This is a genomic window from Myceligenerans crystallogenes, assembly GCF_039529775.1.
Taxonomy (GTDB): domain Bacteria; phylum Actinomycetota; class Actinomycetes; order Actinomycetales; family Cellulomonadaceae; genus Myceligenerans; species Myceligenerans crystallogenes.
In genome coordinates this window covers 446,863-469,079 of sequence record NZ_BAAANL010000005.1, presented here as the reverse complement: position 1 = coordinate 469,079, position 22,217 = coordinate 446,863, and the positions used below count along the sequence as shown (strand labels likewise).

20 protein-coding genes and 1 pseudogene are annotated in these 22,217 nt (G+C 73.7%); 12 read left to right on the top strand and 9 right to left on the bottom strand.

The annotated features are described in order from the left end of the window. From ABD208_RS14625 to ABD208_RS14610, 4 genes and pseudogenes are all read right to left on the bottom strand, one after another. A pseudogene (locus ABD208_RS14625) lies at nt 1–594 on the bottom strand (hypothetical protein); the annotation flags it as partial. A 230-nt stretch (nt 595–824) separates the two neighbouring features. Beyond that, on the bottom strand, nt 825–1,700 hold the full coding sequence (locus ABD208_RS14620) for a carbohydrate ABC transporter permease (protein ID WP_425561115.1): 876 nt from the start codon (nt 1,698–1,700) through the stop codon (nt 825–827). Further along, nucleotides 1,700–2,710 carry a carbohydrate ABC transporter permease gene (locus ABD208_RS14615; protein WP_344104146.1) on the bottom strand — a complete coding sequence of 337 codons (1,011 nt, stop codon included), beginning with the start codon at nt 2,708–2,710 and terminating at the stop codon, nt 1,700–1,702. The genes ABD208_RS14620 and ABD208_RS14615 overlap by 1 nt, the downstream gene beginning before the upstream one ends. Nucleotides 2,711–2,720: 10 nt before the next feature. Beyond that, nucleotides 2,721–4,037, bottom strand: coding sequence for an ABC transporter substrate-binding protein (locus ABD208_RS14610; protein ID WP_344104144.1), 1,317 nt, complete (start codon nt 4,035–4,037; stop codon nt 2,721–2,723). Between the two features lie 344 nt (nt 4,038–4,381). On the opposite strand from ABD208_RS14610, the gene murA reads away from it, so the two are divergent. From murA to ABD208_RS14590, 4 genes are read left to right on the top strand one after another with little or no spacing between them, the layout of a single operon-like run. Then, complete coding sequence (gene murA, locus ABD208_RS14605; protein ID WP_344104142.1) at nt 4,382–5,698, top strand: UDP-N-acetylglucosamine 1-carboxyvinyltransferase; 1,317 nt, start codon at nt 4,382–4,384, stop codon at nt 5,696–5,698. A gap of 54 nt (nt 5,699–5,752) precedes the next feature. After that, on the top strand, nt 5,753–6,517 hold the full coding sequence (locus tag ABD208_RS14600; protein ID WP_344104140.1) for a lysophospholipid acyltransferase family protein: 765 nt from the start codon (nt 5,753–5,755) through the stop codon (nt 6,515–6,517). Next, on the top strand, nt 6,514–7,578 hold the full coding sequence (locus tag ABD208_RS14595; RefSeq protein ID WP_425561114.1) for an NAD(P)H-dependent glycerol-3-phosphate dehydrogenase: 1,065 nt from the start codon (nt 6,514–6,516) through the stop codon (nt 7,576–7,578). Before ABD208_RS14600 ends, ABD208_RS14595 begins: the two co-directional genes overlap by 4 nt. Before the next feature lie 29 nt (nt 7,579–7,607). Continuing rightward, nucleotides 7,608–8,771, top strand: a complete 1,164-nt coding sequence (locus ABD208_RS14590; protein ID WP_344104138.1) for a trans-sulfuration enzyme family protein — start codon at nt 7,608–7,610, stop codon at nt 8,769–8,771. A 15-nt stretch (nt 8,772–8,786) separates the two neighbouring features. On the opposite strand, the gene ABD208_RS14585 is transcribed toward ABD208_RS14590, so the two are convergent. After that, complete coding sequence (locus ABD208_RS14585; protein WP_344104135.1) at nt 8,787–10,379, bottom strand: AMP-binding protein; 1,593 nt, start codon at nt 10,377–10,379, stop codon at nt 8,787–8,789. A 147-nt stretch (nt 10,380–10,526) separates the two neighbouring features. Here ABD208_RS14585 and ABD208_RS14580 point away from each other — a divergent pair, with 147 nt between their 5' ends. From ABD208_RS14580 to ABD208_RS14565, 4 genes are all read left to right on the top strand, one after another. Next, nucleotides 10,527–11,174, top strand: a complete 648-nt coding sequence (locus ABD208_RS14580; RefSeq protein WP_344104133.1) for a PucR family transcriptional regulator — start codon at nt 10,527–10,529, stop codon at nt 11,172–11,174. After that, nucleotides 11,155–12,309 (top strand): D-alanine--D-alanine ligase family protein, encoded by a 1,155-nt coding sequence (locus tag ABD208_RS14575; protein WP_344104131.1) that lies wholly within the window; start codon nt 11,155–11,157, stop codon nt 12,307–12,309. The genes ABD208_RS14580 and ABD208_RS14575 overlap by 20 nt, the downstream gene beginning before the upstream one ends. 94 nt (nt 12,310–12,403) lie before the next feature. Next, nucleotides 12,404–13,282 carry an MBL fold metallo-hydrolase gene (locus ABD208_RS14570; protein WP_344104129.1) on the top strand — a complete coding sequence of 293 codons (879 nt, stop codon included), beginning with the start codon at nt 12,404–12,406 and terminating at the stop codon, nt 13,280–13,282. Further along, nucleotides 13,252–13,785: a hypothetical protein gene (locus ABD208_RS14565; RefSeq protein ID WP_344104127.1), complete on the top strand. Its 534-nt coding sequence runs from the start codon at nt 13,252–13,254 to the stop codon at nt 13,783–13,785. The genes ABD208_RS14570 and ABD208_RS14565 overlap by 31 nt, the downstream gene beginning before the upstream one ends. A gap of 96 nt (nt 13,786–13,881) precedes the next feature. Here the strand turns inward: ABD208_RS14565 and ABD208_RS14560 are convergent, their stop codons facing one another. After that, nucleotides 13,882–14,922 carry a thiamine-phosphate kinase gene (locus ABD208_RS14560; protein ID WP_344104124.1) on the bottom strand — a complete coding sequence of 347 codons (1,041 nt, stop codon included), beginning with the start codon at nt 14,920–14,922 and terminating at the stop codon, nt 13,882–13,884. Between the two features lie 189 nt (nt 14,923–15,111). Here ABD208_RS14560 and ABD208_RS14555 point away from each other — a divergent pair, with 189 nt between their 5' ends. Next, a complete protein-coding gene (locus ABD208_RS14555) occupies nt 15,112–15,567 on the top strand; it encodes a DUF3515 family protein (protein WP_344104122.1) in 456 nt (151 codons plus the stop codon). Then, nucleotides 15,564–16,337 (top strand): TetR/AcrR family transcriptional regulator, encoded by a 774-nt coding sequence (locus ABD208_RS14550; RefSeq protein ID WP_344104120.1) that lies wholly within the window; start codon nt 15,564–15,566, stop codon nt 16,335–16,337. Before ABD208_RS14555 ends, ABD208_RS14550 begins: the two co-directional genes overlap by 4 nt. Before the next feature lie 60 nt (nt 16,338–16,397). On the opposite strand, the gene rsmD is transcribed toward ABD208_RS14550, so the two are convergent. The 3 genes from rsmD to rpmB all read right to left on the bottom strand — a co-directional run bounded on the left by rsmD (nt 16,398) and on the right by rpmB (nt 17,889). Further along, nucleotides 16,398–16,976: a 16S rRNA (guanine(966)-N(2))-methyltransferase RsmD gene (gene rsmD / locus ABD208_RS14545; protein ID WP_344104118.1), complete on the bottom strand. Its 579-nt coding sequence runs from the start codon at nt 16,974–16,976 to the stop codon at nt 16,398–16,400. Nucleotides 16,977–17,017: 41 nt separating this feature from the next. Beyond that, a complete protein-coding gene (locus tag ABD208_RS14540; RefSeq protein ID WP_344104116.1) occupies nt 17,018–17,524 on the bottom strand; it encodes a GNAT family N-acetyltransferase in 507 nt (168 codons plus the stop codon). Between the two features lie 167 nt (nt 17,525–17,691). Next, complete coding sequence (gene rpmB / locus ABD208_RS14535; RefSeq protein WP_344104114.1) at nt 17,692–17,889, bottom strand: 50S ribosomal protein L28; 198 nt, start codon at nt 17,887–17,889, stop codon at nt 17,692–17,694. Nucleotides 17,890–18,177: 288 nt separating this feature from the next. Between rpmB and ABD208_RS14530 the strand changes: the two genes are divergently transcribed. Both ABD208_RS14530 and ABD208_RS14525 read left to right on the top strand, forming a co-directional pair. Continuing rightward, nucleotides 18,178–19,842, top strand: coding sequence for a DAK2 domain-containing protein (locus ABD208_RS14530; RefSeq protein ID WP_344104112.1), 1,665 nt, complete (start codon nt 18,178–18,180; stop codon nt 19,840–19,842). Next, the gene (locus ABD208_RS14525; RefSeq protein ID WP_344104110.1) at nt 19,839–22,160 is read left to right on the top strand and encodes an ATP-dependent DNA helicase RecG; all 2,322 of its coding nucleotides are present in this window, start codon (nt 19,839–19,841) and stop codon (nt 22,158–22,160) included. Before ABD208_RS14530 ends, ABD208_RS14525 begins: the two co-directional genes overlap by 4 nt. Nucleotides 22,161–22,217 lie beyond the last annotated feature (57 nt).

Below are 22,217 nucleotides of genomic sequence, written 5' to 3'. Positions count from 1 at the left end.
GCCCGCGCCGGCGGAGCCGCTCGGGACGGACGACGGCGCGGGCTCGCCCGGGCCGGTGCCCCCGGGCGGCGTCGGCTCGCCGGAGGACGCCTCGCCCGGCACGCCCTCCTCGGACGGCGCCGGGGAGGCGCCGGGCTCCTCGGCCGGAGTGCTCGGCTCCCCGCCCGGGACGGTCGGCGTCGGCTCGGGTGCGGTGCTCGGCTGCCCGCCCTGGGTGCAGACGGGCTCCTGGCCGCCCTCGCCGAAGTGCTCGTCGAAGCCCTCCACCTGCACCCAGGTGATGCAGTACTCGTCCGGCTCGATGAGCTCGGACCACGGCAGGTACGACTCGCCGACGAACGCGCCCGAGGCCTGCTGGTTCTGCGACTCGAAGTGGATCGACGCCGAGCCGGCGACGCCGTCGGCCGTGAACCTCACGTTGACGTGACCGCCGTCGGCGAACGTGCGCCCGTCGGGGAGGGTCAGGCCGGCGGCGGTGACGTCGTAAGGGGTCTCCCCGTCCGAGCCGCCGGACGCCGACGCGACGGGCGCGCCGACGGCCGAACCGGCAAGGAGGAGAGCTGCGGCGACGGAAGCCGCCCGGACAATGCGCATGAGGGTCCTTTCCCACTGGGACGGGAAGTGAGGTCGACGCGGGGCACCCGCGGGTCCTCCCGCGGGGCCGCGTCGCGGCTTAGGCTAGGGCACTCCGGGCAACGGCTGCCCGGGCCGTCCGCGGCCACATCGGTTCGGGTCGCGGCCCGTGACGGTCTCGGACCGCCGCGGCCGCGGCCGTCGCGCGCGGCGACCCGCACGCGACGACCCGCAGACGACGGCCGCCCGCGTCACCCCTTCACGGCCCCGGTCAGGCCGCCGACGATCCGGCGCTCGAACGCCGAGAAGAAGATCAGCGCCGGAATCATCGACAGCGACACGAACGCCAGCACGCGCGCCGTGTCCACGGAGTACTGCGAGGCGAACGCCTGCACGCCGAGCGGCAGCGTGTAGAGGACCTGGTCGTTGAGCAGGAACAGCGGCAGCAGGTAGCTGTTCCAGCTCGCGACGAACGCGAGGATCCCCACGGTGATGACGCCGGGCACCGACAGCGGGACCACCATCCGCCAGAAGAACCCGAGCCGGCTCGCGCCGTCGATGAACGCGGCCTCCTCCAGCTCGCGGGGGATGGCCCGCAGGAACGGGACCAGGATGATCACCGTGGTCGGCAGGGCGAACGCGATCTGCGGCAGGACGATGCCGGCCAGCGTGTTCGTCAGCCCGAGGTCGCGGACCAGGATGTACAGCGGCGTGATCGCGACGGTCATCGGGAACATGAGCCCCGCGGCGAACAGCGAGTACATCGCCTGCTTGGCCTTGAACGGGTAGCGCGCGATCACGTAGCTCGTCATCAGCCCGAGGACGACGACGCCGAGCGTGGTGCCCACCGCCGCGATCACCGAGTTGCCGAGCTGGCGCCAGAAGACCTCGCCGGTGAGCACCGAGACGTAGTTGCCCACCGCCCACGGGTCCGGGAACCCGGCCGGGTCCTTGATGATCTGGGAGTTCGTGCGGAACCCGCCCAGCACGACGTAGACGGCGGGCGCGAGGCAGACGCCGACCAGGCCGAACGCCACCAGGTAGGCGACCAGCCCGCCCGTGCCCGTGGCGGACGCGCGTTCCGCGCGCCGGGGAGACCTGCGGGACATCGATGTGACGACGGACATCAGGCCGCACCTCCGGTCAGGGCGCCCTCGGTGTCGCGGCGCAGCACGTACCGCTGGTACACGAGCGCGACGACGAGCGAGACGAGGAAGATGACGACGGCGACCGCGCTGCCGTACCCGTACGCACCGGAGATCCGGCCGTTGGCGACCATGTAGGTCGCCATGGTCGAGGTCCCGGCGGTGTCGGCGACGTACTGCCCCCAGATGACGAACACGAGGTCGAACACCTGCAGCGAGCCGATGATCGACAGGAAGGCCCAGATCCGGATGGTCGGGCCGAGCAGCGGCAGCGTGATATACCACTGGGTCTTCCAGTACGACGCGCCGTCGATGGCGGCGGCCTCGCGCAGTTCGTCGGGCACGCCCTGCAGCCCGGCGAGCATGAGGATGACGGCGAACCCGATGTACTTCCACACCAGGATGAGCATCAGGGACCAGATCGCGAGGTCGGGGTCGGCGAGCCAGTCCTGCCTGAGGGCGCCGAGCCCAGCCCGGTCCAGCACGTCGTTGACCGCGCCGGCGGTGTGCAGCATGAGGCTGAACCCGATCGCGACGATCACCTCCGACAGCACGTACGGCACGAACACCAGCACGCGGATCAGGGACCGCCCGCGCATCCGCCGGTTCAGCAGCAGCGCGATCGCGATGGCCACGGGGCCCTGCAGCACCAGGGACATCACCAGGACGAACCCGTTGTGCCACAGCGCGTCGAGGAACTTGGGGTCGGTGAGGATCAGCTCGTAGTTGCGCAGGCCCACGAACTCGACGGGAGGGCCGTAGCCGCTCCACTTGAAGAAGCCGTAGTACCCGGCCATGACGACCGGGACGATGACGAACGTGACGAAGACGGCGACGCCGGGGCCGGCGAGCAGGAGGATCTCCAGCCACCGGCGCCACGGCGCCTGGCGCCGCCGCGGCGCCCGGACCGGGGACGACGCCGCCGCGGCGCCGTCGTCCCCGGCCTCGAGCGGTCCCGGCACCGCGGTGCGCGCGTGCTCAGAGGTGCTCATGGAAGGCGTCTCAGCTCCGTGCGGCCGCGTCGGAGATCGCCTTCACCAGGCCCGCCGGGTCGGTGTCGCCCGTGAGCAGCTCGACGACCGACTGGTTCAGCGTGGTGCCGACCTGCTGGCCGTAGTTGGTGTCCAGGAAGTCGGACACGGAGGACGCCTCGGCCAGGGAGTCGAGCATCTGCTCGTCGTACTCGTTCTTCACGACGTCCTGCGCGTCCGCGTGCAGCGGGATCGTGCCGAAGGCGTCGTAGAACTTCTCCTGGTACTCCTCGGAGCTCATCAGCGCGAGGAACTCGCCGCACAGGTCCTTCGGGGCGCCGGCCGAGCAGGAGTTGCCGCCCTGACCGCCCATGACGGCGTTCGGGTCGCCCGCGCCGCCGTCCACCTGCGGGAACGGGAACCAGCCCAGGTCCGCCAGCGGCTTTTGGTCAGGGGTGAGGCTCATGACGACGCCGGGCTCCCAGGCGCCCATCAGCTCCATCGCGGCCTCGTGGTTGGCGAGCAGGCCCGCCGAGCTGCTGGCGCCCTGCTGCGCCGACGTGGTCAGGAAGCCCTCGTTGAACGGCTCCGCGCCGGCCAGGTCGGCGACGTCCTGCGCCGCCTTCTCGTAGCACGGGTCGGAGAAGTCGAGGGACTCGTTCGTCGCCGCGAGCGTCTCGGCCGTGCACTCGCGCAGCGCGAAGAAGTAGTACCAGTGGGCGGCGGGCCAGGCGTCCTTGCCGCCCAGCGCGATCGGGGTGATGCCCGCGTCCTGGAGCTTGCCGATGGCGTCGTACAGGTCGTCCGTGGTCTCGGGGGTCCCGGCGATCCCGGCCTCCTCGAATAGGTCCTTGCTGTACCAGATGCCGCCCGGCTGGATCAGCTGGGGCGCGGCCAGCAGCTTGCCGTCGACGGTGAGGGCCTCGTAGGCGGCGTCGCCGAGCTTCTCGCGCAGCTCGGGGGAGTCGACGGCGGTGCCCGTGAGGTCGAGGAGCTGGCCCGCCTCGGCCATGTCCTTCATCTTGCCGCCGCCGCGCTGCATGAAGACGTCGGGCGCGTCGCCCGAGTTCAGCGCGGTCTGCAGCTTGCCGTCGAGCTCCTCGTTCTGGATGTGCTGGGCCTCGACGGTGATGCCCTCGTGGCTCGACTCGAACTCGGCGGCCAGGTCGTCGAACCACTCCTTGCCCGGGCCCGTCGTGATGTTGGTCCAGACGGTCAGGGTGTACGGCTCGCCCTCCTCGAGCGTCGTCCCCTCGGGCGCTGCGCCCCCGGTGCAGGCGGACAGCGCGAGCGCTCCGGCGAGGACGACGGCCGGGACGGCGGCGGCCCGGCGGTTCTGGCTGGTCATGACGACAACCTCCTGGGGTTCGGCCCGGCCGGACGCACCGAACGTTTAACGTTAAATACCGGCGGCGGCAATAAATCATCAAAGCCGCGCCCGCGTCAAGACCTCGCGTGACGGCCGTCACTGTCCCGCGACCCCGGCGGTACGCTTCGGCGAGCGCTACCGCGCCCGCCGGGTGAAGGTGTAGTGAACGTGAATACTCTCGACGCCGGGCGTGTTGGCACGCTCGGGCCCGGCAGGGCAGGATCGACCGGGCGCACGGCCACGGCGACTGCGCGTCCCGCGGCACCGGCCCGGCCACCGGCCGGGCCCCGATTGCCCATCGACGACAAGGCGACGACGAGGACATGAACGACCTTCTCCACGTGAACGGCGGGAACCCGCTGAACGGTTCCATCACGGTGCGCGGCGCCAAGAACTTCGTCTCGAAGTCCATGGTCGCCTCGCTGCTGGGCGAGACCCCGAGCGTGCTGCGCAACGTGCCGCAGATCCGTGACGTCAAGGTGGTCTCCGGCCTCCTGGAGCTGCACGGCGTGGCAGTGAAGTACGACTCCGACGCCGGCATCCTCGACCTGGACCCGTCGAACGTCGAGTCCGCGCACGTGGCGGACATCGACGCGCACGCCGGCTCCAGCCGTATCCCGATCCTGTTCTGCGGCCCGCTGCTGCACCGGCTCGGCGAGGCCTTCATCCCGGACCTGGGCGGCTGCCGCATCGGCGACCGGCCGATCGACTACCACCTGGACATCCTGCGGCAGTTCGGCGCCGTCGTGGACAAGCGCCCCAACGGCATCCACCTGCGCGCGCCGCGCCGCCTGCAGGGCACCAAGATCTCGCTGCCGTACCCGAGCGTCGGCGCGACCGAGCAGCTCCTGCTCACCGCCGTGCGCGCCGAGGGCATCACCGAGCTGACCGGTGCCGCGATCGAGCCGGAGATCATGGACCTCATCGCCGTCCTGCAGAAGATGGGCGCGATCATCTCGGTCGACACCGACCGCGTCATCCGCATCGAGGGCGTCGACCGGCTCGAGGGCTTCAACCACACCGCCCTGTCCGACCGCATCGAGGCCGCCTCCTGGGCGTCCGCGGCGCTCGCCACGGGCGGCGACATCACCGTCAAGGGCGCGACCCAGCCCGAGATGACGACCTTCCTGAACACGTTTCGCAAGGTCGGCGGCCGGTTCGACGTGCAGCACGACGGCATCCGCTTCTGGCACCCCGGCGGCGACCTGAAGTCCATCGTGCTGGAGACCGCCCCGCACCCGGGCTTCATGACGGACTGGCAGCAGCCGCTCGTCGTCGCGCTCACGCAGGCCAAGGGCCTGTCCATCGTGCACGAGACCGTGTACGAGAACCGCTTCGGCTTCACCGACGCGCTGCGCCAGATGGGCGCCACGATCCAGGTGTACCGCGAGTGCCTCGGGGGCGGCGCGTGCCGGTTCGGCGCGCGGAACTTCCACCACTCCGCCGTCATCTCGGGGCCGACGCCGCTGGCCGCCGCCGACATCGAGGTGCCGGACCTGCGCGGCGGCTTCAGCCACCTGATCGCGGCCCTCGCCGCGAAGGGCCGCTCCACGGTGCGGGGCATCCGCCTCATCGACCGCGGCTACGAGAACTTCCAGGAGAAGCTGGTCGCCCTGGGCGCGGACGTCTCCCGCGACTGAGCCACCGGTACCCGCCCGGCCCTGCCCGCAGGGCCGGGCGGGTATTGTTTCGGCGTGCCTCATCCTCGCCCCCCGCGCCCGCCGCAGACGCTCGCGTACCGCTTCATCGCGTTCCTCGTGCACCGCATCGGCTACGGCCTGTGGAAGTACGACTGGCGGGGACAGGAGAACCTTCCGGCCAAGGGCGGGTTCATCGCCGCGGCCAACCACGTCACCGAGATCGACCCCATCGCGCTGGCCCACTTCGTCCACGCCAACGGCTACGAGCCCCGGATCCTGGCCAAGCGCGCCATCTTCGACTCGCCGGTCGGGTTCGCCCTGCGGTGGACCAACATGATCCCGGTGGACCGCGGCACGAAGGCCGCCGCGCAGTCCCTCGCCGACGCCGGCAAGCTGCTCGGCGACGGCGCCGCCGTCGTCATCCTCCCCGAGGGCACCCTCACGCGGGACCCCGACCTGTGGCCGATGGTCGGCAAGACCGGCATGGCCCGCATGGCGCTCGCCTCGCAGTTGCCTGTGATCCCGATCGCGGTCTGGGGCGCCCACCGGACCCTCCCCCGGTACGGGCGCAGGCCCAGCCTGTTCCCCCGCAAGAACGTCGTCGTCTCCGCGGGCCGGGCCGTGGACCTCAGCGACCTCTACGACCGGCCCGCCGACGGCGCCACCCTCGCGGAGGCCACCGAGCGCGTGATGGCCGCCATCACCTCCGAGCTCGCCGGGATCCGCGGCGGGGAGCCCCCGAAGCACCGTTTCGACCTGCGCAAGCACCCCGAGTACGAGGCCAAGCGCACCGACTACCCGCCGGTGGAGCGTCCGTGAGCGGCGGCCCGGAGGTCCAGGGGGACCCGGGGACGACGGCGCCCGGTGGCGCCGAGGCGTCGCGCCTCCGCGTCGCCGTGCTCGGCTCGGGCGCCTGGGGCACCGCCTTCGCGATGGTGCTGGCCGACGCCGGGTGCGACGTCGTCCTCTGGGGCCGTGACCCCGAGGTCGCGCGGTCGGTGACCGAGGACCACGCCAACCCCAAGCGCCTGCCCGGCGTCGTCCTGCCGGCCATGTCCGCCACGACCGACGCCGCCGCCGCGCTCGCGGGCGCGCGGATCGTGGTGGCGGCGGTCCCGTCGCAGGTCGCCCGCGCGACGCTCGAGCCGATGCGGGACCTGCTGGAGCCGGGTGCCGTCGTCGTCTCCCTCATGAAGGGGATCGAGCTGTCGACGGACAAGCGGATGACCGTCGTGATCGCGGAGGCGCTGGACATCCCCGCCGCGCGGGTCGCCGTCGTCTCCGGGCCGAACCTGGCCCGCGAGATCGCGCAGCGGCAGGTCGCAGCCAGCGTCGTCGCCGCGCAGGACGAGACCACGGCGCGGTTCGTCGCCGACGCGTGCTCGGCGTCGTACTTCCGGCCGTACACGAACGACGACGTCGTGGGCGTGGAGCTGTGCGGGGCCGTGAAGAACGTCATCGCGCTGGCCGTGGGCATGGCCCAGGGCCGGGGCTTCGGGTGGAACACGACGGCCACGCTCATCACGCGCGGGCTCGCGGAGATCACCCGGCTGGGGATGGCGCTCGGCGCCCGCCCCGAGACCTTCGCCGGGCTGGCCGGGATGGGCGACCTCGTGGCGACCTGCGCGTCGCCGCTGAGCCGCAACCACACCCTCGGCAAGCACCTGGGCCAGGGCATGTCGCTGGACGAGGCGATCGCCGCGACCGGCGGCACGGCGGAGGGCGTCAAGTCCTCGGCGTCGGTCCTGGACCTGGCCCGCACGCACGGCGTGGACATGCCCATCACCCAGGGCGTCGTCGGCGTCATCAGCGGCAAGTTCCCCATCGACGAGCTCGGCGCGGCCCTCCTCGCCCGCCCGCTCAAGTCGGAGGCCGTCTGACCCCGCCCGCGCCGTCGTAGGCTCACCGCATGACCGGAGCAACCGACCCGCAGCAGCACTCGCCCGCCACCCTCGCCGTGCACGCCGGGAGGCCGGCCCGCGCGCAGGGGGCGGGGATCAATCCGCCGATCACGCTGAACAGCACCTTCGTCTCCCAGGGGGAGATCCCGCCCGGGGAACTGTTCTACGGGCGCGCCGACACCGACGCGTGGCACGCGTTCGAGGACGCGCTCGCGGCCCTGGAGGGCGCCCGGCAGCGCGGGATCGTGTTCGGCTCGGGGATGAGCGCCGTCGCGTCGGTGCTGTCGCTCGTGCCGCCCGGCGGCGTCGTCGTGCTCCCGCGGCACGCCTATCACACGTCCAAGCTCGTGGCCCAGGACCTCGCGGAGCGGCAGCGGGCCACGGTGCGCGAGGTCGACATCGCTGACACGGCCGCCGTCGTCGCGGCCCTCGACGGCGCGGACCTGCTGCTCGCGGAGTCGCCGACCAACCCCGTGCTGGAGGTCGCGGACCTGCCCGCGCTCCTGGCGGCGGCCCGTGACCGGGGCGTGGTCACGGTGGTGGACAACACGTTCGCGACCCCGCTCGGGCAGCGGCCGCTCGCGCTCGGCGCCGACCTGGTGGTGCATTCCGTCTCGAAGTACATCGCGGGCCACTCGGACGTCGTCCTGGGCGCCGTGCTGACCGACGACGCCGCCCTGGCGGAGCGGATCCGCGGCCACCGCGCCCTGCACGGCGCGATCGCCGGCCCGTTCGAGGTGTGGCTCGCGCTGCGCGGCCTGCGGACGCTGCCGCTGCGCTACGAGCGCGCGTGCGCGAACGCGGACGAGCTCGCCCGGCGGCTCGCGGACCACCCCGCCGTGGCCGGCGTGCGGCACCCGTCCCTCCCGGGCGATCCCGGGCACGAGCGCGCCCGGGCGCAGATGAGCACCTACGGGGCGGTCATCGGCCTGCGGCCGGCCGCGGGCGCGGGCCGGTCGCCGGGCGAGGCGGCCGACGCCGTCGTCGCAGCGCTGCGGCTGTGGACGCCGGCGACGTCGCTCGGGGGCGTGGAGTCGCTCGTCGAACGACGACGGCGCCTGGGCTCGGAGTCGGCCACGGTCCCGGAGGACTTCCTGCGGCTGAGCGTCGGGATCGAGGACGTCGAGGACCTCTGGGCCGACCTGGACCAGGCCCTGCGGAGCCAGGGCTGAGCCCGGCCCCGGCGCCTACCTCCGGAGTTCCTTGCGCAGGATCTTCCCCGCCGCCGACTTCGGCACGGCGTCCACGAACTCCACCAGCCGCACCTTCTTGTACGGCGCCACCTTCCCCGCGACGTACGCCATGACCTCGTCCGCGGTGATCGACGACCCCGCCGCGCGCACCACGCACGCCTTCGGCAGCTCGCCGGCCTCCTCGTCCGGGACGCCGATCACCGCGGCGTCGGCGATCTCGGCGTGCGCGACGAGCAGCGCCTCCAGCTCGGCGGGCGGCACCTGGTAGCCCTTGTACTTGATGAGCTCCTTGAGCCGGTCCACCACCCAGAACGCACCGCCCGCGTCCACCGTCACGATGTCGCCCGTGTGCAGGAACCCGTCCGGCTCGATCGTCCCGGCGGTCGCCTCGTCGTCGCCGAGGTAGCCCACCATGACGTTCGGCCCCGCGCACAGCAGCTCGCCGGGCGCCGAGACGCCCTCGGCGGGCTGGGTGATCTCCGCGCCGGTGGCGGGATCGACGATCTTCGCCGTCATGTTCGGCAGCAGCAGCCCGATCGAGCCCGGCGAGATGTCCGTGCGCTCGAACGGCGTCGTGTGCGACACCGGGCTCATCTCGCTCATCCCGTACCCCTGCAGCACGCGGCACCCCGGCAACCGCGCGGCGACGGCGTGCCCCAGCTTCTCGTCGAACGGCGCCGCGCCCGACATCATCGCCCGCACCGACCCCAGGTCGAACGAGCCGACGAGCGGGTGCTTGGCCAGCGCCAGCGCGATCGGCGGGGCCACGAACAGGTACGTCCCCCGGTGCTCCGCGATCACCCGGAGATACTGTTCCAGGTCGAACCGCGGCAGGGTGACGAGCGCCGCCCGCACGTGCAGCGCGAGGTTCAGCAGCACCGTCATCCCGTAGATGTGGAAGAACGGCAGCACCGCCGGGACGACGTCGTCGGCCCGCAGCCCGAGCGCGGCGTTCTGCACGACGTTCGCCACGAGGTTGCGGTGCGTCAGCATGACGCCCTTCGGGCGTCCGGTGGTCCCCGAGGAGTAGGGGAGGACGGCGAGGTGGGTGGCGGGGTCGAAGGAGACGTCCGGCAGCGGCGCGCCGCGGCCCTGCCCGACGACGTCGGCGAGGGACGCATGACCGGCGGCACCCTCCCGGTCGCCGTCCAGCACGACGACGTCGCCCGCCGCCAGCCCCGCGGCCTCCGCCCCCGCGGTCGCGGCCGGGAGCAGCGGCGGCACGGTCACGAGCGTCCGCGCGCCGGAATCGGTGAGCTGCCGGGCCACCTCCGCGCCGTTGGCGAGCGCGTTCACCGTGGTCACGACGACGCCGAGGCGCAGCAACCCGTGGAACACGACGCCGAACGCGGGCGAGTTCGGGGAGTGCAGCGCGACGACGTCGCCCGGCCCGAGCCCCCGCGCCGCGAACCCGGCCGCGGCGGCGTCGACCTGCGCGACGAACTCGCGGTACGTGGTCCTCGCGCCGGTCGTGCCGTCGACGAAGGCCGTCCGGCCGAGCTCCGCCTCGGTCAGCCCCGCGAAGAGGAAGTCGTAGATGCTCTGCCCGGGAATGTCGACGTCGTCGAACACTGACCTGATGACCACCGGCGCGCTCCTCACCTTCGGACCGGGGCCTCGTCGCCCCGGACGCTCGCTGCCCCGATTCCACCACGCCGGGGCGAGCTTGCCCAGAGCGATCCCGCATCACAGCGGGCTGGTGCGGTTCCGGCGGAGGTGACTACCCTTCTTCCCATGTCGGACATGGCGGAAGGCAACGCGAAAGCCTCGGCCGCCGATGTCCGTGACCTGCGGGTGCGTATCGACGGACTGGCCTCGGCGCTCGACGAGCTGCTGCACCGCCCCGGGCCGGACGCCGCCGTCCAGGGACCGCCCCCGGCCGCCGGGGCGGCGCCGCCGAGCGGGCACCGGGCCACGCCCTTGCCGGAGGCCGGCGCGCCCCGCGGCGGCGCACGGGCGCTCGCGGACGGCGGCGCACCGCGTGACGGCGGCGCACCGCGTGACGACGCGCCGCTCGACGTGCTCCTCGCCGCCGACCGGGAGCGCGCCGCCGAGTTCTCGGCGGCCGTGCTGGGCGGCCTGGCGGGCCGCGATCCCCGCGACGAGGAGACGCTGGTGCGGACCCTCGAGACGTGGTTCGAGGTCGGCGGCTCGACGGCGGCCGCCGCGCGGTCCCTGCACTGCCACCGCAACACCGTGCTGAACCGCCTGATCCGCGTCCAGGAGCTCACCGGGCGCGACGCGACGTCGCCCCGGGACGCGGCGGAACTGTTCGCGGCGATCCGCGCGCGCCGCCTGCTGGCGACGCCCGGCGGCAGCCAGCGGCGGAAGCCGTCGCGCCGGTCCGGTAGTGTCGGGGCCGATGTCGAACAGCACCGTTGACCAAGCTCCTTCCGCCCCTGAACCCGGCCGCAGGCCGCGGGTCGTGATCCTCTTCGGCGGGCGCTCCGGCGAGCACGGGATCTCCGTCGCGACCGCCGGCGGCATCATGGGTGCCATCGATCGCGGCAAGTACGACGTCGTGCCCGTCGGCATCACGCCGGACGGCCAGTGGGTCGTGGCCGACGACGAGCCCGCCCGCTGGGCCATCGCCGACGGCAAGGTGCCCCAGGTCCCCGCGGCCCCCGGCGAGGTCGTGCTGCCGCTGCGCGCCGGCTCGCGCGAGGTGCGCGTGGTCGAGGCCGGCAAGGTCCCCGCGGTGCTCGGCGAGGTCGACGTCGTCTTCCCCGTGCTGCACGGGCCCTACGGCGAGGACGGCACGGTCCAGGGCCTCCTGGAGCTGGCCGACGTGCGGTACGTCGGCTCGGGCGTGCTGGCCTCCGCGGTGGGCATGGACAAGCACTTCATGAAGATGGTCTTCGCCGGGCACGGCCTGCCGATCGGCCCGTACGCCGTGATCAAGCCGGGGGAGTGGGACACGCGCCGGGACGAGATCCTGGACGAGGTCGCGGGCCTCGGCCTGCCGTTGTTCGTCAAGCCGGCCCGGGCCGGCTCGTCGCTGGGCGTCTCCCGGGTGGACTCGCCCGACGGGCTCGACGCCGCCGTGCGCGCGGCGCAGGAGCACGACCCGAAGGTGATCGTCGAGGCGGGGATCACCGGGCGCGAGATCGAGTGCGCCGTGCTCGGCGGCCGCGGGGACGCGCGGCCGCGGGCGTCGCTGCCGGGCGAGATCGAGGTGACCGCGCCGGGCCACGACTTCTACGACTTCGAGGCGAAGTACCTCGCCGAGGCCGACGTCGTGCTGTCCTGCCCGGCGGAGCTGCCCGAGCACGTGATCAAGGAGATCCAGGACATCGCGGTCCGCACCTTCGAGGCGGTCGGCGCCGAGGGGCTGTCCCGCGTCGACGTGTTCGTCACGCCGGACGAGCGCGTCGTCGTGAACGAGATCAACACCATGCCCGGCTTCACGCCGTTCTCGATGTACCCGCGGATGTGGGACGCGTCGGGCCTGGCCTACCCGGAGCTCATCGACGAGCTGATCCAGCTCGCGCTCGAACGCCCTGTTGGTCTGCGGTAGCAACAACCATCATTCACTCTTTACTCCCGATTGTCGTGATGGGACCCTTGCTGAGGTCGTCGTCGCAGGTCAGTCGTGGGTCAAGGGGGTCAGGATGGTCGTCGTCAGCGAGGTCGCACCGGACGTCTTCCAGTGCACCGGAACCCACGTCAACTGGTACCTGCTGCGCGAGGGGCGGGACCTGACGCTGATCGACGCGGGCTGGGTGGGCGACACGCCCGCCGTCGTCGCCTCTGTCGTGGCGGTCGGCTGCGACCCGCGCGACGTGCGCGGGATCGTCGTCACGCACGCGCACGCCGACCACCTCGGCGCCGCACGGCACTTCCGCCGGGAGTACGGCACGCCCGTGCACATGTCCGGGCCCGACGCGCGGCACGCCGCCACCGGCGACCTCGAGCAGGTCAGGGCCGGCGAGGTCCTGCGGCGGATCGGCCGGCCGGGCGTCGCCCGCTGGGCGGCCGACGTCGCGCGCGCGGGGGCGCTGCGGAGGCGCCCGCTGCCCGGGGCGATCGTGCTGTCCGACGGCGAGGACTGGGTGCCGCTCGACCTCCCGGGGGCGCCCGTGCCGGTGTCGGTACCCGGGCACACGGCCGGCTCGGTCTGCTACATGCTGCCCGGCGGGCTGGTCGCGACCGGCGACGCGCTCGTCACGGGGCACGCCCTGTCCCGGCTGACGGGGCCGCAGCTGCCGCCGGAGCTCTTCACCGGCGACCTGGCGGGGGCGCTCGCCTCGCTCGACGTCCTGGCCGGGCTGGACGCCCATGTGGTGCTGCCCGGGCACGGGCACGTGTGGCGCGGATCGCTGGGGGAGGCGACGCGGATCGCGCGGTGGCGGGCGGTCGGCGCGGGGGCGAGCCTGCGGCACGACGCGCGCAGGTACGACACCAGGAAGCAGGACCTGAGGCACGACGCGAAGCGGCACGACACCGGAAAGGCGGGACCTTGGCAGCGTTCTGGCAGCTCGAAGGACTGAAGGAGACCACGTGGACGCCGCGGGTGCAGCGCGGCAACCTCTACGTGAGCGGCCACATGTACCCGCTGGACAACGTGCACGCGCAGAAGATCATCAAGGTCGGCACGCCGCGCCGCCGGAATCCCGGCGGCTGGCCGGGGCAGGCGGCCGGGGTGATCTTCCTCGGCGCGGTGGTGTGGGCCTGCTTCATGGTCTTCGAGGTGTTCGATCCCGTCTACTGGATCGGGCCGGCCGCGCTCACGGTCATCGGCGTGCTGCTGCTCTCGTACGGCATGCGCGGCGTGCCCTGCCCGCCGTTCGCGTGCCTGGAGATCGAGTTCAACTCCGGCAAGCGCGTGCGGATCTTCGCCTACGACAAGGACGGCGAGCTGGAGCGCCTGCGCGACGCGATCGGCGCCGGCATGCGCGACCAGACGCACGACTGGTCCGAGTCGCTCGTGGTGCTCACGAACGCCGACTCCTTCTGCAAGATGGACACGGACAAGGTCGAGGTGGTGCGCTGAGGGCCGCGGCTGTGGCGGGTGCGGCCGCCGTGGTGGCGGGCCTGCCGCCGCAGCGGCGGGCCCTGGCCGCAGCGACAGGCCTGTGGCCGCGCGCGGTCAGCGCTGGAAGTGGTCCCAGCCCGAGCTGATGGCGGGCCTGCGCCCGCCGATCATGACCTTCGGTGACGCCTGGCCGGGCTTGAGCACGCGGCCGATCACGGTCCAGCCCTCGGGGAGGGTCGCGTCGCCGGGGAACGCCGCCAGCAGCCCGTGGTCCTCGCCGCCGGACCAGATCCACTGGCTCATCAGGCGGTTCGCGGCCTCGGCCTGGCCGAGGTCGCCGACCAGCTCCTCCGCGCCCCCGGCGCGCAGCGCGGCCTGCGCGACGACGAGCGCGGCGTCGGACAGGACCCGGCGCTCCCCGGCGAAGGCGCCGGGGTCGAAGTCGATCCGCACGCCGGAGGCCACGGCGATGCGCTCGGCGTCGCGCAGCAGCCCGTCGGACACGTCGAGCATCGCCGTCGCGCCGGCGCGCGCGGCCCGGCGGCCGGCCTCCAGCGGAGGGTCGGGCCGCAGGTAGGCGCGGACCAGCGGGTGGTTGCCGGCCGGCCGCACCAGGCCGGACTCCAGCAGGGCCAGCCCGGCCGCGGACCAGCCGCTCACCCCGGCGTACGCGACGACGTCGCCCGGCCGCGCCCCGCTGCGCAGCACCGGCTCCCGCCAGTCCAGCGTGCCGTGCACGGTCACGCTCACGGCGATCTCCTCGCCGCTCGCGAGATCCCCGCCGACGACGCCCGCGCGGACGGGCTTGCACGCCTCGCCGAGTCCCCTGGCGAGGTCCTCGACCCAGTCCACGGGCGTCTCGCCGGGCAGCACGAGCGAGACGACGAGCGCCGTGGGGCGCCCGCCCATGGCCGCGATGTCGGCGAAGTTCTGAGCGGCGGCGCGATGCCCGACGTCGGCGCCGGTGGACCAGTCCATTCGGAAGTGCCGGTCCTGGACGAGCACGTCGGCCGAGACGAGGAACCGGCCGTCGGACGCGGCGACGATCGCGGCGTCGTCCCCCGGACCGACCTGCGTGGATCCGCCGACCGGCAGGAGCGGGAAGATCCGCCGCAGCAGTTCGTCCTCGTTCACGTCACGCACCAGCTCGGTCACGGGCACCACCCTATACAACGAACCCCGACGCTCTGACCAGGTCCATTACCTCGCATGGGGCTGGTCCGTGCCGGGGCGCGACCCGCCGGGACCGCAATACGGAACGTCCGGGCCTCCGGCGCGGGAACCAGGTACGGTGGCGGCGTGCATTCACGCCTCCGGGTGAAAAACCCCTGGCTGAAGAGAATCGTGGCAGTGCTCCCCGCGACGGCGGCCGTCACGATCACCGCGGCGTGCGCACCCGTGATCGGCGTGGAGGCCGCACCGGAGGCGGCGGACCCGGAATGCGCGTCGGTGGTGCTGGCCCTGCCGGACGCCCTCGCGGAGGATCTCGTCCGGATCGACACGAACTCCCAGGCGACGGCCGCCTGGGGAGCTCCCGGCGCGGCGGTGACGCTGCGCTGCGGCGTCGAGCCCCCGGGCCCCTCGGCGCAGTGCCAGAGCGTGGAGGGTGCCGACGGCACGAGCGTGGACTGGATCGTCGCCACGGACGACGAGGGCACCTGGTCCTTCACGACGTACGGCCGGGAGCCCGCCGTCGAGGTGGTGGTCCCGCCCGCGGTGATGAAGGATCACACCTCGTCGTTCGTGATCGACCTGGCCGGCGCGGTGTCGCAGGTGGAACCAGAGAGGACATGCCAGTGACCACGAACACGACGACTGACGCACCCGCCCTGAGCGGGCGGCACGTCGAGGCCCGGCGGCAGGCGGTCGACGCGGCGCGGGCGATCATGATCCGGTCGGGCGGCGTCACCAACGTGACGATCGCGGCGGTCGCCAAGGCGCTGAAGTTCACGTCGCCCGCGCTCTACCGCTATTTCCCCGGCGGCCGCGACGAGCTGCTGCGCGCGGTGCACCACGCCGCGCTCGAGGACCTGGCGGCGAGGATGGTGACGGCGCGCGAGATGCAGCCCCGCGCCGACGTCGCCGCGCAGCTCTACGCCCTGACGCACACGGTCTTCTGCTGGTCGCTGGCGCATCCCGGCGAGTTCTCGCTGCTCATGGGATCGGACTTCCACGAGATCCAGGAGGGCTCGGAGGAGTCGGACCGCGAGGTCGCCACGATCGTGGGCGGGCCGTACGTGCCCTCGTTCGTCACGCTGATGGAGCAGACCGACCACTCGTTCTGGCCCGCCGAGCACGAGGTCCCCGCCGAGATGCACCCCCAGATCCGCGAGCACGTCAAGGCGATCGCGCCGGACCTCGACATCCCGCTCGGCCTCGGCTACACCTGGATCCGGACCTGGCGCGCGATCTTCGGCGTGATCTGCATGGCCGCGTTCGGCCACCTGTCGTTCGCCTTCGGCGACTTCCGCCCGATGTTCGACGACATGATGGCCCAGGCGCTGTTGATGTACGGCCTGGAGCCGAGCGACGCCTACGTGCCCGCGGCGTCGGCGGTGGCCCAGGTCTGAGGCCGTGCCGGGGCCCTGCCGAGGTCCTGCGCGATCGTCCCCGGCGCCCCGCGCCACCCGCTACGCGGGTTCGATCGGCTCCGCGTAGTGGACCCGCGTCTCGCCGTACGTCTTGTCCCCGAACGGCTCCAGCCCGGCCGGCCAGGCAGGTTCCGCGCTGCGCGCGGACCGCTCGACGACGACGACGGCGCCGGGCGCCAGCACCCCCGGTGCGGCGAGGTCGGCGAGCACCCCGGAGAGGTCGTCGTCGGACAGGTCGTACGGCGGGTCGAGGAAGACCAGGTCCAGGGCGCCGGACAGCGGCGGGGCGGCCGCGAGGGCTGCCGTGTAGCGCTCGACGGGCCCCGCGGTCACCGAGACGACGGCCGCCAGGCCGAGGGCCGCGACGTTCTTCCGGGCGGCGTCGACCGCGACCCGGGCGGAGTCCACGAGGGTGACGTGCTGCGCCCCGCGGCTGGCGGCCTCCAGGCCGAGCGCGCCTGATCCCGCGTAGAGGTCGAGCACGCGCGTGCCGTCCAGGACGTCGAGGTGGGCGAGGCGGGAGAAGATCGCCTCGCGCACGCGGTCGCTCGTGGGCCTCGTGCCCTGGGTCGGCACGACCAGGGTGCGTCCGCCCAGCGCGCCCGCGACGATTCTCACGGACCGATCCTAGAGGTTCGCGACGCGAGCCGGCCGCGCGGTCAGCGCCGGTAGCGCAGCTGCGTCATCGGCTTGCCGCCGATGTCGTCGATGCGCTCGGTGCCGTCGTGGGCGAAGCCGTGCCGCCGGTAGAAGTGCTGGGCGCGCTCGTTCTCCTGCAGGATCCACAGGGTGACGGACGCGTTGCCGGGGACGTCCGCGAGCACCGTGCGCATCAGGTCGCGGGCCACGCCCTTGCCCCAGGCGGCGGGGTGCAGGTAGATGGCGTAGATCTCGAGGTCGCCGTCCTCGGCGTCCTCGTCGCGGGACGGGCCCACGCTCGTGAATCCCACCGCGCCCCGGCGGGTCTCCGCCACGAGCATGCTGGTGTTCTCCACGGACCTGCGCCACAGCTCGGCACGTTCGGTGGGATCGAGGGACGCCAGGTAGTTCCCGGGGAGGATCTCCGAGTAGGCGCTGCGCCAGGACGCGATGTCCACGCGGGCGATGTCGTCGGCGTCCGCCGCCGTCGCGGGACGGATGGACACCTCGTCGAGCTGGGCCGCCATGACCTCACCTTTTCACCCTCGGGACCGTGCGTGCAAGAACCTCGTCGGACAGCGTCGAGCCACAGCCTACGTCCACCCGCCGACACCGTGCCGGTGGACCGTACCCGGAAAAAACCTCGCCCGCCCGCGGGGTGAACCGCGGGCGGGCGAGGCGGAAGTGCTGGGCGTCAGATCGAGACGCGTCGCTGCACCTTGCCGGCCTTGAGGCACGAGGTGCACGCGTTGACGCGCTTCGGGGTCCCGTTCACCACGGCGCGGACGCGCTGGATGTTCGGGTTCCAGCGGCGCTTGGTCCGCACGTGGGAGTGCGAGACGCTGAACCCGAAGCCCGGGCCCTTGCCGCAGACGTCGCAGTTGGCAGCCACGGTGTCTCCTGAGTGTCGTACGTCCGTGCGCACGAGCAGGACGTGATGGGAAAAGAGGATTCTGCCGTCCCGGGGCGCCGATCCGGACTCCGGACCCGCCACCGCCGTCAGGCAACCACACGAGAGTACCCGATGCGCAGTTCCGTGCTCAAACCGTACCGCCGGTCCGCGGCGGTGATCGCCCCTGGATCGCCCTTGACGTCGGTCACGGTGATTCGTCACACCCGGGTATCCGGCCGGTGGCATCCCGCGCCGGTACCGTGGATGCCGACCGACGCGAGAGGCAGGGTGAGCGACATCGACGCCGGACTGGTGCGCCGCTGGGTGCGTGGCGCGACCGACGCGCTGCGGCGCGAGCGTGCCGCGCTCGATCACGTCAACGTCTTCCCGGTCGCGGACTCCGACACCGGGACCAACATGTACCTCACGCTCCGCGAGGGCGAGCGCGCGGTCCGCACGATGCCCGACGACGCCGCGGGCGCCGACCTGCTGGGCGCCTGCGCCCGGGCGGCGCTCCTGGGCGCGCGCGGGAACTCCGGCGTCATCCTCTCCGAGTGGCTGCGCGGGACGGCGCTCGCCGCGCGCGACGGCGCGACCGCCGCGACGATCCTCGAGGAGGCGGCCCGGTCCGCGCGGGCGGCCGTCGCCAGCCCCGCCGACGGCACGATCCTCACGGCCGCCGACGCCGCCGCGACCGCCGCGCGCGCCACCGAGGACGCGGGGCAGGGACCGGCGGCGATCGCCCGGGCCGCCGTCGGCGCAGCCCGGGAGGCGGCACGCGCCAGCATGACCGAGCACCCCGTCCTCGCCGCGGCCGGCGTGCTCGACGCGGGGGCGTGCGGCCTGGTCCTGGTGCTGGGCGCCTTCGCCGAGGCGGCGATGTCAGACAGCCCCGGCAGGATGTCTCCCGTGAGTCTCGATCTCGTCGTCGAACGTCCGGCAGGCAGGCAGGCGGCAGCGGGCACGCCGCCGGCTCCCGGCGGGCACGGCCGTGCCCGCGCGGGGCAGGGCGGCCTGGAGCTCATGTTCGTCGTCACCCGGGACGCGGAGGGGGCCGGCGACGTCGCGCCGCGCCTGCGCTCCCGGCTGGAGGAGGTGGGCGACTCGGTGGTGGTGGTCGGCGGGGACACCGGCGCCGGCTCCGCCGTGTGGCAGGCGCACGTCCACACCGACGACCTGCCCGCCGCGCTCGGCGTCGCGGCGGGCGCCGGGGGCCGGCTGGCCCAGGTGCACGTGCGGCACCTGGAAGCGGCGGACCACCGCGGCCACGGCGTCGTCGCGATCACCTCCGCGCCCGCCCTGGCGGCCGACATCGCGCATGCCGGTGCGGTGGTGCTGCTCGGCGGGGGCTTCGGTGCCACCGTCGACGCCGTCTCGCCCCAGGACGTCCAGCGGGCCGCGGACTCCACCGGCGCCTGTCGCGTGCTCGTGCTCGGGCCCGCGCCCCGTGCGGATGCCGCGCGGGCGGATCTCGACGAGATCACCCCGCTGGACACCCCCACCGACGTGCATGTGGTCGTGGCCCTCGCCGCGCTCGGCACCGCCCCCGAGGCGGCGGATCCCGTCGCCCTGATGGACGCGGTGCTGGCGGGCCTGTACGTCGCCGGGCCGGTCCCGGCCGGGCGCGCGGCCACGGCGCTGACCGAAGCGGTCGCGCGGCTGGCCGCCGCCGGAACCGCGCCCGAGGTCGTCACCGTCCTCGCGGACGACGACGCGACGGACGCGGCAGCCGGGCTCGCGCCGCTGCTGGCCCGGCTCGCGCCGTCGGCGGAGCTCGTGGCCCTGCCGACGGGGAGGCCGGGCAGCGAGATCCGGCTGGGCCTCGAGGGCCCCGCCGGGACGACGTCGTCGGACATCGATGCGCCGCCGATCGGCGCGGGCATGCCGGCGGGGCCGCCGGGCGAGGAGACCGGCGCCATGACGCGGGACGCGGTGCTCCGGGAGCGGGCGTGACGCCCCGGGAGCGGCTCGAGGAGCCGCTGACGCGCGCCCTCGGCCAGCCCAAGGGGAAGAACCCGCTGGCCAAGCTGGGCCTGGAGACGGTCGGCGACCTGATCGACCACTACCCGCGGCGGTACGACGACCCGGGCCGGCTCACCGACATCGGGAAGCTCGTGGTCGGGGAGCACGTCACCGTGATGGCCCGGGTCGTGCGTGCCACGATCCGGGAGATGCGCAACCGCCGCGGCGCGCTGATGGAGGCCGTCATCACGGACGGCACGCACGAGCTGTCGCTGACGTTCTTCGGCAAGCACCGCGGGTCGCTGTTCTCCCACGAGAAGCGGCTCGTGCCGGGACGCACGGGCCTGTTCACGGGCACGGTGGGCGAGTACCGGAACAACCGGCAGCTCACCCATCCCGCCTTCCTCATGATGGGCGAGGAGGACCTGGAGTCCGACGAGGAGATGCTCGCCGCCGCCGCGCGCCCGATCCCCATCTACCCGGCCGTGGCCGCCGTGCCGAGCTGGAAGATCGCCAAGGCCGTGCGCATGGTGCTGGACACGCTGACCGAGGACGAGGTGCCGGACCCGGTGCCGCTGGAGGTGCGGGCGAGGGTCGGGCTGCCGGCCCGGCTCGACGCGCTGCGGCGGGTGCACCGCCCCGACTCGATGGCCGAGGCGCATGCCGCCCTGCACCGCCTGCGGTTCGAGGAGGCGTTCGTGCTGCAGGCCGCGCTGGCCAAGCGCCGCGCCGTGGCCACGAGCCGCCCGGCCACGCCGCGCGCCCTGCTGGGCCCGGGCGAGCCGAGCCTGCTGGCGGACCTCGACGCGCGGCTGCCGTTCGACCTGACCCCCGGCCAGCAGGAGGTGGGCGACGAGATCGCCGCCGAGCTGGCGTCGAACCGGCCCATGCAGCGTCTGCTGCAGGGCGAGGTCGGCTCGGGCAAGACGGTGGTCGCGCTGCGCGCGATGCTCCAGGTGGTCGACGCCGGAGGCCAGGCCGCCCTCCTCGCGCCCACCGAGGTGCTCGCCGCGCAGCACGCGCGCACCCTGCGCGCGCTGCTCGGGCCGCTCGCCGAGGGCGGCATGCTGGGCGGCGCCGCGAACGCGACGCGCGTCGCGTTGCTCACCGGATCCCTCGGCGCCAAAGCCAGGAAGGAGGCGCTGCTGGCCGCCGCGAGCGGCGCGGCGGGGATCGTGGTGGGCACCCACGCGCTGCTGTCCGAGCACGTCCGGTTCGCGGATCTCGGGCTCGTCGTCGTCGACGAGCAGCACCGGTTCGGGGTCGAGCAGCGGGACCGGCTGCGGGACAAGGCCAGCGCCGCCCCGCACCTGCTCGTCATGACCGCCACGCCGATCCCGCGCACCGTCGCCATGACCGTCTTCGGCGACCTCGCGGTGTCCACGCTCACGCAGGTCCCCGCCGGGCGCGCCGGCGTGACCACGCACCTCGTCCCGGCGGGCAACGAGCGCTGGCTGGACCGCACGTGGGAACGCGTGCGGGAGGAGGCCGGGCGCGGCGGGCGCGCGTACGTCGTCTGCCCCCGGATCCATCCGGACGACGAAGGGCCCGCCGGGGCGGGGGAGGACGGCATGGAGGTGCTTCCCGTCGGGTACGACGACGGCGTCGCGCCGGCGGCGTCCGGAGACCCGGGCACCGGGCAGGCAGCCACCGGCCGGGCGGCCGCCGGCCCGGCGGGGGACCGGCCCCAGAAGCCCCTGCGGGCCGTCCTGGAGGTGGCCGAGGAGCTGCGCGCGCGCCCGCAGCTCGCCGGCACCGGGATCGGCGTGCTGCACGGGCAGCTCGCGCCCGCGGAGAAGGACGAGGCGATGGAGCGGTTCGCGTCCGGCGAGCTGCCCGTCCTGGTCGCCACCACGGTGGTGGAGGTGGGCGTCGACGTCCCCGAGGCGACCGTCATGGTGATCCTCGACGCCGACAGGTTCGGCCTGTCCCAGCTGCACCAGCTGCGCGGGCGGGTGGGGCGAGGCAGCGCGCCGGGCCTGTGCCTGCTGGTCTCCGACGCGCCGGAGGGCAGCACCGCCCGGGCCCGCTGCGAGGCGATGGCCGAGACCACCGACGGTTTCCGCCTGGCGAACCTGGACGTCGAGCTGCGCAACGAGGGCGACGTGCTCGGCGCCGCCCAGTCGGGCCGGTCGAGCTCGCTGAAGCTGCTGCGCATCATGAAGGACACGAAGCTGATCGAGCAGGCCCGCACCGAGGCACTGGGCGTCGTCACCGCCGATCCGGAGCTCCACTACGCCCCGGAGCTCCGCGAGGCCATCGCCGGGCAGCTCGACCCGGAGAAGGAGGAGTTCCTGGAGCGGACCTGAGATCCGGCGCGGGCCCGGCACAAGGGGCGGGCCGGCGGGCTCGCCCGCGGGTGAAGG

Excerpts from the sequence above, each read along its gene's own strand:
- ABD208_RS14620 (WP_425561115.1), bottom strand. The coding sequence starts at position 1,700 with ATGTCCGTCGTCACATCGATGTCCCGCAGGTCTCCCCGGCGCGCGGAA.
- murA (WP_344104142.1), top strand. The coding sequence starts at position 4,382 with ATGAACGACCTTCTCCACGTGAACGGCGGGAACCCGCTGAACGGTTCC.
- ABD208_RS14540 (WP_344104116.1), bottom strand. The coding sequence starts at position 17,524 with ATGGCGGCCCAGCTCGACGAGGTGTCCATCCGTCCCGCGACGGCGGCG.
- ABD208_RS14570 (WP_344104129.1), top strand. The coding sequence starts at position 12,404 with ATGGTCGTCGTCAGCGAGGTCGCACCGGACGTCTTCCAGTGCACCGGA.
- ABD208_RS14610 (WP_344104144.1), bottom strand. The coding sequence starts at position 4,037 with ATGACCAGCCAGAACCGCCGGGCCGCCGCCGTCCCGGCCGTCGTCCTC.
- ABD208_RS14580 (WP_344104133.1), top strand. The coding sequence starts at position 10,527 with ATGTCGGACATGGCGGAAGGCAACGCGAAAGCCTCGGCCGCCGATGTC.
- ABD208_RS14590 (WP_344104138.1), top strand. The coding sequence starts at position 7,608 with ATGACCGGAGCAACCGACCCGCAGCAGCACTCGCCCGCCACCCTCGCC.
- ABD208_RS14615 (WP_344104146.1), bottom strand. The coding sequence starts at position 2,710 with ATGAGCACCTCTGAGCACGCGCGCACCGCGGTGCCGGGACCGCTCGAG.
- ABD208_RS14575 (WP_344104131.1), top strand. The coding sequence starts at position 11,155 with ATGTCGAACAGCACCGTTGACCAAGCTCCTTCCGCCCCTGAACCCGGC.